This is a genomic window from Sporosarcina sp. ACRSM, from assembly GCF_022346545.1.
Classification (GTDB): domain Bacteria; phylum Bacillota; class Bacilli; order Bacillales_A; family Planococcaceae; genus Sporosarcina.
This window is the reverse complement of sequence record NZ_JAKRNU010000001.1, coordinates 52,774-66,674: the sequence shown is the minus strand read 5'-3', so window position 1 is coordinate 66,674 and position 13,901 is coordinate 52,774. Positions and strand designations below refer to the sequence as shown.

Annotated in this window: 9 protein-coding genes and 1 pseudogene; all 10 read left to right on the top strand. The window is 39.3% G+C overall.

What is annotated here, in order from left to right:
- Positions 1-147: 147 nt before the first annotated feature.
- The 10 genes and pseudogenes from MHZ95_RS00285 (at position 148) to MHZ95_RS00240 (ending at position 13,896) form a co-directional block, all read left to right on the top strand.
- The gene (locus MHZ95_RS00285; RefSeq protein ID WP_239388295.1) at positions 148-2,565 is read left to right on the top strand and encodes a penicillin acylase family protein; all 2,418 of its coding nucleotides are present in this window, start codon (positions 148-150) and stop codon (positions 2,563-2,565) included.
- 90 nt (positions 2,566-2,655) lie between these two features.
- Entirely contained in the window at positions 2,656-4,035 is a 1,380-nt protein-coding gene (locus MHZ95_RS00280; RefSeq protein WP_370642861.1) for an amidase, read from the top strand.
- Positions 4,036-4,117: 82 nt separating this feature from the next.
- A pseudogene (locus MHZ95_RS21040) lies at positions 4,118-4,474 on the top strand (IS66 family transposase); the annotation flags it as partial.
- 103 nt (positions 4,475-4,577) lie between these two features.
- Positions 4,578-5,057, top strand: coding sequence for a DUF4145 domain-containing protein (locus MHZ95_RS00270; RefSeq protein WP_239388291.1), 480 nt, complete (start codon positions 4,578-4,580; stop codon positions 5,055-5,057).
- 420 nt (positions 5,058-5,477) lie between these two features.
- Entirely contained in the window at positions 5,478-7,430 is a 1,953-nt protein-coding gene (gene ltaS, locus MHZ95_RS00265) for a lipoteichoic acid synthase (protein ID WP_239388289.1), read from the top strand.
- 407 nt (positions 7,431-7,837) lie between these two features.
- Positions 7,838-8,614: a conserved phage C-terminal domain-containing protein gene (locus MHZ95_RS00260; protein ID WP_239388287.1), complete on the top strand. Its 777-nt coding sequence runs from the start codon at positions 7,838-7,840 to the stop codon at positions 8,612-8,614.
- 3 nt (positions 8,615-8,617) lie between these two features.
- On the top strand, positions 8,618-9,877 hold the full coding sequence (locus MHZ95_RS00255) for a replicative DNA helicase (protein WP_239388285.1): 1,260 nt from the start codon (positions 8,618-8,620) through the stop codon (positions 9,875-9,877).
- A 54-nt stretch (positions 9,878-9,931) separates the two neighbouring features.
- Complete coding sequence (locus MHZ95_RS00250; protein WP_239388283.1) at positions 9,932-10,393, top strand: immunoglobulin domain-containing protein; 462 nt, start codon at positions 9,932-9,934, stop codon at positions 10,391-10,393.
- Between the two features lie 750 nt (positions 10,394-11,143).
- A complete protein-coding gene (locus MHZ95_RS00245; RefSeq protein WP_239388281.1) occupies positions 11,144-12,643 on the top strand; it encodes a type I restriction-modification system subunit M in 1,500 nt (499 codons plus the stop codon).
- Positions 12,643-13,896 carry a restriction endonuclease subunit S gene (locus MHZ95_RS00240; protein ID WP_239388279.1) on the top strand — a complete coding sequence of 418 codons (1,254 nt, stop codon included), beginning with the start codon at positions 12,643-12,645 and terminating at the stop codon, positions 13,894-13,896. The genes MHZ95_RS00245 and MHZ95_RS00240 overlap by 1 nt, the downstream gene beginning before the upstream one ends.
- The last annotated feature ends 5 nt before the right edge of the window (positions 13,897-13,901 follow it).

Below are 13,901 nucleotides of genomic sequence, written 5' to 3'. Positions count from 1 at the left end.
GGAAACATATCTACTACCCAATGTGACGTAAGAAAGATCCGGGAAAAACAATAAATATAATTGAGATATTTGTGACTAGTTTGACTATGTGTAACAGGAAATGTATAATTCGTTTTGTAATTGTAATACTTTACCGGGGGTGTATGAATGCGAAGAAGATGGCTCGTTTCGTTATTGTTGGTGTTGGTATTGATTCTTCCGCAACATATTGTTTTGGCGGGAGAGATGGGGAAAAAGGAGAAAGTCGGAGAGGTGACGATTCTTCGGGATTCTTACGGAGTGCCACATTTGTACGCTAAAAATAAACAAGATTTATATGAAGCGTATGGCTATGTAATGGCAAAGGATCGTTTGTTTCAGTTAGAGATGTTCCGTCGAGGGAATGAGGGGACCGTTTCAGAGATTTTTGGAGAAGCTTATTTATCTAAAGACTTGCAAACGAGACGTGATGGCCATACAAACGAAGAAGTTGAAGCAATGCTTGCTAAAGTAGAGCCGAAGTACGAGGAATTGATTGCACAGTTTGCGAAGGGAATTTCCCGTTATGTGGAGGAAGCGTTACATGATCCAGAGGAGAAGCTTCCGAAGGAGTTTCACGACTATGATTTTCTTCCGCGAGAGTGGACTTCCACCGATGTTGTCCGCTTATTTATGGCGTCTATGACGTTCTTTATGGATAATCATCAAGAATTGACGAATGCTAGATTGCTAGAGGACTTGGAAGAAACCTTTGGAAAAGAAGTAGCACGCGACATGTTCGATGATTTAGTGTGGGTAGATGATCCGCAGGCTCCGACGAGCATTCCGACCGAAAATAAATCAAAGAAACGTTCTTCATCTAAAAGTATGCAAACGATTTCATCCGTAGCTACGAATGTTGCTAAACAGTTGGACAAGGAACGAGAAGAATATGTCCAAGCGTCTGAAGAGTTAGGCTTGCCACTTTCTGTAGGAAGTAACGCAATAATTGTCGGGGCGGATAAATCGAAAACAGGAAATGCATTATTAATGAGTGGACCGCAAGTTGGTTTTGTTGCACCAGGATTTTTATATGAAGTTGGGCTACACACACCGGGCTATGACATGGTAGGGTCAAGTTTTATCGGGTACCCGTTCATCATGTTTGGTGCGAATAATGATTTTGCTTTTTCATCAACGGCTGGTTACGGAAATGTCGTCGATCTATTTGAAGAAACAATTCATCCACAAGATTCCACGAAATACTTGTATAAGGGCGAGTGGAGAGAGATGGAGAAGAGAACGGAATTGATTAACGTGAAAAAGGATAATGGCGAAAGCGAAATGATCGAGGAAGTATTTTACCGAACAGTACATGGTCCAGTCATTAGCATAGATGAAGAACAACAGATTGCTTATAGTAAAGCATGGGCTTTCCGCGGAACAGAAGCGACAAGTATGGCCGCGTTTATGGAGGCGAACTTTGCTAAAAACCGCAATCAGTTTGAACAAGCTGCTAGTAAATTTACGATGTCGCTCAATTGGTATTATGTAAGTAAAAATGGCGATATTGGCTATTACCATGTCGGAAAATATCCAATTCGAAATGCACAAATCGATGAAAGAATTCCAACTCCCGGAACAGGAGAATATGAGTGGGAAGGGTTCTTACCATTCAAAGAGAATCCACAAGTCGTGAATCCGAAAAATGGCTATGTCGTCAATTGGAACAACAAACCAGAGGCGACTTGGAGTAATGGCGAGAATAGCTTCTATTGGGGCGAAGATAATCGAGTGCAACAATTCATTAACGGAATGGAAGCGCGAGAAAAAGTTACGTTGGATGACTTAAATGATATCAATCACCATGCTAGTTTTGTAGCGCTACGTACGAATAAATTTAAACCATTGTTAATTGAGGCATTGAATAATCATAAGGGCTCGAATGCGAATTACGGAGTTTTGATCGAGGAACTTGAGAATTGGAATAACTTGAAAGAAGACACAAACAAAGATGGCTACTACGACGCTGCAATTGCAACGTTTTTTGATGAATGGTGGAACAATGTGCATGATGCCTTATTTGAGGATCAGCTTGACGGTTTTTCCGAAATAACGAATCCGATTACGAATCATCGTTATGGAGGCTCTTTAGCATATCGACTCTTGAATGAGGACGAGACAAACTATCAATGGCTGGAGGAATCTCCTGAACAAGTAATTATAGCTAGTGTTGAAAAAGCGTTGGCGACGTTAGAAGAAGAAAAAGGGCAAGATGTGGACAGCTGGAAATCTGAAATCAAAAAAATGACGTTTGGCCACGAATCGCTAATTGCGGTTCCACATAGTAATGGACCTGCACCTTCCGTCATTGAAATGAATCGCGGTAGTGAAAATCATTATATTGAAATGGCCCCGGGAGGACCGGTAGGCTTTAATATTACACCGCCTGGTCAAATTGGATTTGTGAAAAAAGATGGCACGATTAGTAATTATTACACGGACCAAGTTGAAATGTATGAGAACTGGGAATTCAAGCCGTATTTATTTAAGAAAAAAGATGTAGAAAATGCGATGATACACAGCACTAAATTACAGCTGAATTAAGATAAAGTCACCAAAGATCGCCACGATTGTGAAATGCGCAAGTGAAATTCAAAATCGTGGCATAATTACTATTACAAGGCAGGGATGAGTTTGAGAGAGTTAACCATTCGTGAACTGATAAAAGGATATGAAGCGAAGTCGTTTTCACCGGTTGAGGTGACGAAGTATTACTTGGATCGTATTCATGAGTTTGAAGAATTGAACGCTTATATAACCGTTAACGATCGCCAAGCTTTACAGCAAGCTGAGATTTCGGAGAAAAAGTTTTTGTTCGGGGAAGATACAGGAATTTTGGAAGGCATTCCTTTGTCATATAAAGATAATTTATTCACAAAAGGATTGCGAACGACAAGTGGTTCCAAAATTGACGAAGCGTTTGTACCGGAGCTGAATGCGGGTATTGTGGATGTGCTTCAGCGTGAAGGTGCCGTGAATGTAGGGAAAGCGAATTTGCATGAGTTTGCATTTGGGATTACGTCGAACAATCCGTTCTACGGTCCGGCAAAAAATCCGTGGAATTCCGAATATACTCCGGGTGGTTCGAGCGGTGGATCGGGAACAGCAGTAGCGGCTTCTTTATGTGCGGCTTCAATTGGCACCGACACGGGCGGATCGATTCGTATTCCAGCGGCAGCTTGTGGAGTCATTGGATTAAAGGCAACTCGCGATTTAATTCCGGCGACGGGTGTGAAAAACATTTCGTGGACGCTTGATCATGTCGGACCGATAGTGAAAACAATGGACGACCTTGCAATCATGATGGATGCGGCGACAGGTGATGATTATTCTCTGTTTTTGGAGGAAGACATTCGTGGATTGCGAATTGGTGTGCCTACGAACTATTTAAATGAAAAAATGGACGAAGAAACAGCGGCCCTTTATCAACAATCGCTTGAACAGTTTACATCTATGGGCGCGGTGTTAGTCGAAGTGGATATACCGTTTACAGACGAAGACCGTGATATTATAACAATTATAGCGATGACAGAAGCAGGTTTTGTCCACAACGCCTATATCGATAAACCTGAATCGCAATTTGGAAGAGATGTTGGCGCTGTGTTGAAGGCAAGTCGCGATATTTCCGCATTACGTTATTTACAGGCGTTGAATCGGAAGGAAGAACTAATTCACGAATTTGAAAATTTATTTTTACATGTAGATGTGTTGGTCTCACCTGTAACGCCGACGACGTCGCAAAGAATTGGCAAGGAAATGGTGCATTTGGGGGAGGTTCCTGAAGATGTATTCAGTGCCATGACGCGTTATCCGGCCATGTTTAATTTGACTGAACAACCGGCCCTCTCCATTCCAATTGGATTCGGCGCGAACAATTTACCAGTTGGCCTTCAACTTGTTACATCTTCGTATGCAGAACCTGTTTTAATAAGAGCGGGTTATGCTTACGAAAAGAACTTTTTGCAAGAGTTTTATAAAAAACGAGCGGAGATGGAGAAGGTTTTGCAAGGATAACGAAGTATGTTCAAAGGCCATGAGTTTTATGCTCATGGCTTTTTGCGCTGAAAAATCACGTTCAAATGAGTTTAATACTTGCCCCCCTTACCGTCAGGTAAAGGAATGGAAACGTTATGGTCTGCTGATCAATGATAAAAATTTATTGAACTGGGTTATTCGCACAACAGAAGATTGCCTTTCTCCTGTTTTCGAGTTTATGAAACAGCCATTGACGGCTAAATCTATGCTACACGTGGATGAAACCTAAGCCCATCTTATCAATCGATCAGACGGTAAGTCGGGTCAGTCTAACGCCTATAATTGGGTTTTCCGTAGCGTATCATGCCAAGGACCAACGATTGTTCTTTTTCAAAGTTCTTTATCGAAAAGCCGTTCTGTATTAGAAGATTTCACCGTGAACTTTAAAGGAACGATTATATGTGATGGTTATTCGTCGTGCGCACTAAAAGGTGCGCTCATTTTTATATTACGGGCTTACTGTCATGTAACCTGGTGTCCAACAAAAACTCCTTCATCCTGAAAATCCTAAGATAGTGCGAGTGTGGAAAAATAAGACTATAAACAGGATTTCACAAGGCCGGAGGAACTGTCACACGGAAAAACCATCATACTTCTATCAATTTCTTGAACCACTATCGAAAGAACTCGCATACGTTGCACGTGAGCAGGAAAACAGCATATTCGCAAGCCTACGTACCGTGCTGACACATGCGACAGCCTTCGTTGAAAATATATTGCAACAAGTGATCAAGGCGGAAAAGCAGCCCGATGAGCCATGGGCGAATTTGAAAGAACGACTCGAGCTGCTCAACGAAAAAGGCTATTTAACGCCTGAAATTCGAGACGTCCTACATCACGTCCTTCAAATTGGCAACAAAGCAGCCCATGATGCACGGTTGTTCCGTAACAAGCCCGGGTGCCTATGCAGAGCATTATTCAGTAAATACGCTACAATTGATGAAAAAAGGAAGAAGCCAACCGAATCAACTGCCGGTTGGCTTCTGTACGTATTTATATAAATAAAATCCTTATCCTGCCTAGAGTTTCAATGAAGATCAAAACTCTTGATACAGCAAGGGTTTTGGCATTTTTTAGTGTCATGTAGTTTTATCTTCATTCAGCAGAAGACTCCCACCTCTCTAGGTGGTGAGATGAATGCGGTTTTGTTTTCCTGTTCAGCGGGTGTCCAAACGCCCGCTGAACGAAGATAAAGCCTCCGGCGGATGTCACAGATTTTTTAGAGGAGCTTTTCGAGCGAGCTCGAAAAAATCTGGACGCAATTACGCCGAGGCGTAATTGATTGGGTTTCAAAAACTTGACAGAAGTATGAATGTGGAGTAAGCTTCCTTAGCGGCAAAAAAATGTTATTGTAAAGTAATATTTTTTTGAATTTAATACTAATAATTTGAATATAAATTAAGTAAAAGGTTGGTGTAAAAATGAGAAATTTAGTAAGTAAAAAAGATCATCTTTTAAACAACTTTTTAGGAATATATTTATTAGCTGTTTTGACGTTATGGATTAAAACATATATCACTCAACGATCACAATTTGAACTAGGTGTAGAAGGGCCTCTTCAACAATTTCTTTTGCTCATAAATCCACTAGGTTCAGCATTGCTATTTCTAGGGTTGTCATTTTTATTTAAAGGAAAGAAAAAATATACATCACTAGTTGTAGTTTACACGCTTATGTCTATTCTTTTATATGCCAATGTGGTTTATTATCGATTTTTTACTGATTTCATTACGTTACCCACAATTTTCCAAACGCAGAACTTCGGAGATTTAGGTGGAAGTGTTCTTTCTTTAATAAAACCTTTTGATATCTTGTTCTTTGTGGATGTATTTGTGATTTTTTACCTGCGATTTTCAAGAAAAATACAAAAGGAAACAAACCATTTTGGATATAAAAAAGCAATAGCAATTATTGCTTTTGCATTAGTAGTATCTATCATAAATTTAGGACTCGCTGAAATGAGTCGTCCGCAACTATTAACTCGGGGTTTTGATAGAAACTATATTGTGAAATATCTAGGAATGTATAACTACTCGATTTATGACTCAGTAGAAACGATGAAAGCATCATCACAGAGAGTTTTGGCGGACAGTGATGATATTACAGAAGTGATTAACTATACAAAATCTAACTACGCCAACCCTAATGAAAAATATTTTGGTGCAGCAAAAGGAATGAACGTCATCTATTTACATTTAGAATCATTCCAAAACTTTCTGATCGACTACAAATTAAACGGTGAAGAAGTTACACCATTTTTAAATTCATTAACAAAAGATGAGAACACAATGTATTTCGATAATTTTTTCCATCAAACAGGTCAAGGTAAAACTTCCGATGCAGAATTTATGCTGGAAAATTCTATTTTTGGGTTACCACAAGGGTCTGCTTTTATTACAAAAGCACAAAACACGTACCAAGCAGCTCCGAGTATTTTAAAAGATTATGGCTATACATCAGCTGTGTTCCACGGTAATAACGGGAGCTTCTGGAATCGAAATGTAATTTATAAATCATTTGGTTTCGATAACTTTTTTGATGCTAGTTATTATGACACGAGTTCACCAAAAGATATGGCTGAATATGGTTTGTTAGATAAACCATTTTATGAACAATCTGAGAGCCTTTTAAGTTCGTTACCACAACCTTTTTATACGAAATTGATTACGGTAGGAAACCACTACCCATATAAAATAAATCAAGACTTAGTAACAATAGATAAAGCCGATACTGGAGATGTAAGTGTTGACGCTTATTTCCAAACAGCGCGTTATACAGATGAAGCGATCAAACAAGTCTTCAATCAATTAAAAGAATTAGGCTTATATGATAATTCGATGATTGTTCTTTATGGCGACCATTATGGTATTTCAGAAAATCATAAAAAAGCGATGGGACAAGTCATGGGAGAAGAAATTACACCTTATGAAAGTGCTAATTTACAACGCGTACCATTATTCATACATGTTCCTGGAATGCAAGGTGGAACCAACCATACTTATGGTGGCCAAACAGACCTTCTTCCAACGTTATTACATTTACTAGGAATTGATACGAAAAACTTTATTCAATTTGGTTCAGATTTATTATCAGAAGAGCATAATGAAATTGTTCCATTTAGAAATGGCGGTTTTGTGAGCCCTGCGATTTATTCAATTAATGGAAAATTTTATGACAATGAAACAGGCTTACCACTAGATGATAGCCAATTAGAGTTGGCAAATTCGATTAAAAAAGAAGTAGATTATAAATTGGAGCTTTCCGATAAAGTCGTGAATGGTGACTTATTGAGATTCTATACGCCAAAAGGATATACTCCAGTTGATCCTTCTCAGATCAATTACAACAAAGATGCGAATGCAGAATCTAACTAATATGTAAATTTAGGCACCAGGTTCTAACATGATTTTGAATTGTGTTGGAACCTGGTATTGTTTTATAACTCCCCATTCAAGCTTCTCGCTGATTTCAGGAAAACTTCTTCGGTCAATCTCTTTCTGCCTTTTATATTAAAATTACTCTCCGCCTGATTTTCAGTGAGAAATTCCATAACCTTTCGAGTGCCTGTCGGCCATACAGTTTCTATCTGTAGGTTGGCAGGCCTCTTTATTTTTTGTCGGATTTTGCTTTTATTCTTCTACATTCCCAACGTGAAAAAAATAGTTGTCCTCAAGTTGTCCACTTTTGCGATTGAATTGTCTATATAAAGGGTGAAAGCATCGTTCGTCTAAGCACAAGACGTCGTACTCAATTTCAAAAGACACTACGAGGGGGATTTTTCATGCATTTATTAATCAAAGAGTCACCGCTTCAAGTGATTCCATCACTTGCTGTGCAAGTGGGATTGAATGAGGCGATTTTACTGCAGCAATTACACTTCAGATCGCTCATCTCGACGCATGTTCGGGATGGGCATAAGTGGGTTTACAAAACATATGACGAGTGGAAAAACGAAGAATTTCCGTTTTGGTCTGTCGATACGATCAAAAGGGCGATTCGTCGACTGGAAAATAGCGGCTATATTATTTCCACCGCTTCGTATAATCGGACGAAAATGGATAAAACAAAGTGGTATCGTATTGATTATAAAATGCTGCAATCGCAGTCGGGGCAAGATGCGACATCGACAACAGCATCATCAGCTCGAGAGGAAGTGCAAAACGCCCCCTCTCTAGAAGGCAACATGCCCCTAGCAATAACTAAAAAGAATAAAAGAATTAAAAAAGAACCTGTCGAGAACAATCTCGACGTTGTGTCTGTGATTGAATACTTGAATGACAAAGCAGACAAACAATTCCAGCCGTCTTCGAAGGCAACTGCACGTTTAGTGCATGCACGATTCCGTGAAGGGTATACAATGGCCGATTTCAAGAGGGTCATTGATACGAAAGCAAAAGAATGGCGAGATCATCCACATTGGCAGAAGTATTTACGTCCATCTACGTTGTTCAATGCAACGAACTTTGAAAACTATTTGGAAGAGTCGAGGAGGACCGTCTCGCCAGAAAGCGTTCCACCAAAACCACTCGAATTGGACTTTAGCGAAGGGGAGGCCTAAGGGATGGAACGTCATGAGCAGATTGAAAAAAGCGTGTTAGGGTCAATGCTCTCGGAACCGTATTTAATCGTCGATGGCGGAGTGAAACAAGACTTTTTCAACAGTCAAATCCACAAAAATATTTTTGATTGCATGCAAGCATTACTGGCAAAAAAACGTCCCGTTGACTATGTGACACTTCTGACGATGATGGCGCCCGAAGCACTCGGCGGCGCGAATTACTTGGCAAGTCTCGTGAATTTTGCAAGTCCGACAAAGTTTGATCAGTATGTGGACATGATGCGAGAAGCATGGAAAAACCGTGAGAAGAATAAAATTCTGATTCAGGCACAACAGGGGGATTGGGAAATCGGTACAATCCAACAAGCGTTCGAGAAGTTGGAAAATGAAGGCCATGCAGGAAGTGAAACGAGCATTAAAATGGATTTGGTACGGATGGGCGAAAGGCCTTATGAAGAAATGCTACATGTACCTGGTGTTCCGACAGGATTGAACGACGTCGACAAATTGCTTGACGGCTTCCAACCAGCCGAACTGATCGTCATCGCAGCAAGACCGTCGATGGGGAAGACCGATACATTGAACCATTTTGCACTACATGCCGGATTAGCAGGATATAAGCCGATCATTTTTTCGCTGGAGATGAGCAGAACGTCGATGATTGACCGTTTCATCGCCATCATGGGCGGCTATAACCGACTGCGTATGCGGAATCCTTACACGTATTTCACGGACAAACAAAAAGCGAATTGGCTCCCGACACTCGCGAGATTGAACGAAGCGAATATTCATATTGATGACAGCGCCGGACTGACCGTATCTCAAATGCGTGCCGTAACGAGAAAAATAATGCATACGGAGCCGAAACTCAAACCGATTGTTTTCATCGATTATTTGCAAATTATCCGTAGTGAATCCAAGAGCCATAATCGTACGGAAACGATCGGACAAATTAGCAACGAACTAAAGCAAATGGCAAAAGAATTTAACTGTCCTGTCATTTGCCTGTCCCAACTGAATCGCGGCGTCGAAGCCCGGGACAACAAACGCCCCATCATGAGCGATTTACGCGACTCGGGCAATATCGAACAAGATGCGGATGTGATCGGTTTTTTATATCGTGACGATTATTACAACAAAGAAACGGACAGGCCCGGCCTGTTAGAAATCAATATCGCAAAACATCGTAACGGACCCACAGGAACAGCAACTGTCCGTTATGTGAAAGAAACAGGCATTCTACACAATATTAAATGGGATTAACAAAAGCACAGGGCGTTCGGCGTCAAGACGATAAAGGAAGAGGGTGGAGTGAAGATGGTAACTGTACAAGAAGTGCTTGATTTAGCGATTGAGATGGATATGATTCATTTGGCACACAGGATTTTTTGGGCAATTACAAATGGTAAAGTACAATTGAATGACGATTCCAAACGACTCGACACTATCGACTATGACGATGAAGCGATTTCGATAATGGCCGAAGAAAATAGGTTAAGCATCGGCAAAATCAAATTATACGTCGCCGAAACGAAGGAACCGGATCGCTTCGCATTTTACTTTAGTGAAAACGTCTTAGAGGCACAAGCGCTCCACCAAGACCTCTTCCGGGAAACGCCAAAACGATTGACGAACGCATCCTCTTTAATGAAGAAACTTTTTCATTTCGATGAAACGAATACCGAGGAGATCCTTTACTTCCATCGCAACAAAGTCGTTGCCTATCCTTATTATTTAGGACATGCATGGGCGGGAGAACGGGTATTGGTGAGGGGATAGGTTAAAGGGTATGTGGTACCGTTTTTCATATTCAATTTGCATATGGACAGTTCGCACATCTAATAGTAGTGAACTATTGACCATTAATCTCATACGAAATGATTAAAAAATAAAATGACATTTGGCTAAGTTGAATGGAAGGGCGGAACGTTATTGAACACTCAGGATATTCGAGAAAATAAAAATGTGAATGGTAAGCCATTGGCTCCTTAGTGATTGGAATACTATCAATTTTAGGAATAATATTTGTAAAATCTGGAACAATTCTTAGTATAATGGGACTACTCCTTGGATTGATCAGTTTTAGAGAAATAAAATGTTTAAACAGAATGGAAAAGAATGCGCATTACTCGGTGTAGTTTGTAATTGTATTGGTGTTTTCAGTCTACTTTTTTAGTGAGGGTACTTGTTGCGCACATAATTGAAAAAAATCTACTGACTAAATGGTTACCAGTAGTAATATTAAATCTTATCGTAGTGGTGCTAGTATGGATATCTTAAAAATATTTTTTGAAAAGATTAGAGTAAGTTAGTACTTGCGTGTTTGAGTTTGATTTGAATAGTCTATAGCATGTGGAGTAATTAATGATTGATTAACTGCAACTGATAATGAAGTGTATGAGTGGATTTTTACGGAAATGGAGTGAAACCATAATATAGGAAATATTTATCATGTTATTTCCTTAAGACTTATTAGGGATTTATGGTACTGTTAGGTTAGGGATTAATAATTTTTATGGAGGCACAACAATGAATCAACTAACATTACAAGAATTAGAATCGCATCTCTGGAAGTCTGCCGATATTTTACGTGGTTCGGTCGATTCGGGCGACTTTAAAAATTACATATTCGGATTACTGTTTTTAAAACGTTTAAATGATGTATTTGAGGAGCATCGTGAGGCGATTATTGCAGAGCATGGTGAGGAGATTGGTGCATTATTGGTGGATGACCAAGATCAGTACCAGTTCTATGTGCCAGAAGCAGCACGTTGGTCAATGATTCGTACAAAGGCGGAAAATATCGGTTCTGCGATTAACGTAGCGTTTGAGGCACTTGAAAACGAAAACGTAACACTTGAAGGGGTTTTAACACCAATCGATTTCAACCGTAAAGAAGTGTTAACAGATGGTGTCCTACAACGCTTATTGCAACACTTTGAATTACTAGACTTACGTAATGCAAGTTTACCTGAACCAGATATGTTAGGGCGTGCATACGAGTATTTGATTAAAATGTTTGCTGACGATGCGGGGAAAAAAGGCGGAGAGTTCTATACGCCTTCAAAAGTAGTAGAGCTTATCGTTAAGCTCATTAAACCAGAAGAAAGTATGCGCGTGTATGATCCAACATGTGGTTCAGGCGGTATGCTGATTCAATCAGTAGACTATGTGAAATCAACTGGTGGTAATCCACAATCTTTGTCGCTGTTCGGACAAGAGAAAAACTTAGGTACATGGTCAATTGCGAAGATGAACTTATTACTACATGATCTACCAGACCATCGCATTGAAAAAGGCGATACAATCCGTACACCGAAGCTAGTAGAAGACGGGGAAATCATGCTGTTTGACCGGGTAATTGCGAATCCACCCTTCTCTCTTAAAGAATGGGGACGTGAAGAAGCAGAGCATGACGTATATGGTCGCTTCCAATACGGCATACCACCTAAAAATACGGGTGACTATGCATTTATCCAGCATATGATTGCTTCACTAAAAGCAAATGGTATGGCGGGTGTTGTAATGCCGCATGGTGTACTGTTCCGTGGCGGTGCGGAAGGAAAGATTCGTGAAGGTTTATTACAGTCAGATACGGACTTATTAGAAGCGGTAATTGGCTTACCATCGAATTTATTCTATGGTACAGGTATACCAGCGTGTGTACTTATTTTTAATCGTGAAAAAGATGAGAAACGTAAAGGTAACGTCCTATTTATTGCAGCAGAGGACGAGTACCAAGAAGGTAAAAATCAAAACACATTACGTGATGAAGATATTGCAAAAATCGTCGCTACGTTTGATGCATATGAAGACGTTGAAAAATATGCACGTGTTGTGTCACTAGAGGAAATCAAAAACAATGACTACAACTTAAACATTACACGCTACATCGATAAATCAGAGGAAGAAGAGCAAGTGGATATTGCGGCTGTTCTACAAGACATTCAAGAAATCGAAGTGAAACGTAACGACACAAAAGCGAAGTTAAATGAGTACTTACGTGAACTTGGGGTAGGTGAAATTTAATGAGCGAAGTGCGTGAAGGATATAAGATGACGGAGCTTGGGGAGATACCGAGTGAGTGGGAAATAGTTCAATTTAAAGAGTGTTGCTCGATTGTATCAGGTTTAGTAGACCCGAATAATGAAATCTATAGAGAGTATCCCCATATAGGAAATGCAAATATTGAAAAAGAGAGCGGAAAATTATTAGAATATAGTCTTGTTAAAGATGAAAATTTAATTAGCGGAAAATTTTTGTTCAATGAAAACCATGTGTTATATGGAAAAATAAATCCTCATTTTGCAAAAGCAACCTATCCGAGATTTAAAGGGTTATGTAGTGCAGATATGTATCCTATAGATGTAAATAATGAGATATTAACACCAGAATATCTACTATATTCGATATTAGATAAAAGATTCACAAAAGCTATGACTGCAAACTCTGCAAGAACAGGTATTCCAAAAGTTAATAAGCAAGAAATAGATTCTTTTAAATTTGTTTTACCTTCAATACAAGAACAACAAAAAATCGCCTCAATCCTTTCAACAGTAGACAATCAAATTGATGAAACCGAGCAGTTGATTGTGATAACAAAGGAATTGAAAAAAGGTTTAATGCAGAAATTGCTAACAAAAGGGATTGGGCATACGGAGTTTAAGCAGACAGAACTTGGGGAGATACCGGAGCAATGGGAATATATACTGTTAGATACGGTCGCCGAAAGGAAATCTGGTCATACGCCTGATAAAAAAGTTAATTCTTATTGGAATGGAAATATTCCTTGGATTTCTTTGAAAGACACATATAGGTTAGATAATCGATATGTGGAGGAAACTACTGATTATACTACAATTGAAGGAATTAACAATTCTTCAGCAGTATTGCTTCCGATTAATACTGTAATAATATTAAGGGATGCTACGGTGGGTAAAATCGGTATTATGAGACATGAAATGGCAACTAGCCAGCATTTTATAAACTATATTTGTGGGGAGAAATTAAACCCCATATTTTTATATTACTATTTACTTTCCAAGAAAAAGCTATTTCAAAGAATTGCTATTGGAAGTACTATTAAAACAATTGGTTTACCATTTTTCAAGAAATTTAAAATTACCCTTCCATCTATACAAGAACAAGAAAAAATTGCTCAAACCCTTTCAACAGTAGACGACCAAATCGACACCTACGAACAAGAAAAGGAAAAATACGAAGAACTAAAAAAAGGTTTAATGCAACAGCTTCTGACAGGCCAAATTCGTTTAAAAATCTAGCTGTA

Coding starts and splice junctions, on each gene's coding strand:
- MHZ95_RS00255 (WP_239388285.1), top strand. CDS start 8,618: ATGGAACGTCATGAGCAGATTGAAAAAAGCGTGTTAGGGTCAATGCTC.
- MHZ95_RS00260 (WP_239388287.1), top strand. CDS start 7,838: ATGCATTTATTAATCAAAGAGTCACCGCTTCAAGTGATTCCATCACTT.
- MHZ95_RS00245 (WP_239388281.1), top strand. CDS start 11,144: ATGAATCAACTAACATTACAAGAATTAGAATCGCATCTCTGGAAGTCT.
- MHZ95_RS00250 (WP_239388283.1), top strand. CDS start 9,932: ATGGTAACTGTACAAGAAGTGCTTGATTTAGCGATTGAGATGGATATG.
- MHZ95_RS00285 (WP_239388295.1), top strand. CDS start 148: ATGCGAAGAAGATGGCTCGTTTCGTTATTGTTGGTGTTGGTATTGATT.
- ltaS (WP_239388289.1), top strand. CDS start 5,478: ATGAGAAATTTAGTAAGTAAAAAAGATCATCTTTTAAACAACTTTTTA.
- MHZ95_RS00240 (WP_239388279.1), top strand. CDS start 12,643: ATGAGCGAAGTGCGTGAAGGATATAAGATGACGGAGCTTGGGGAGATA.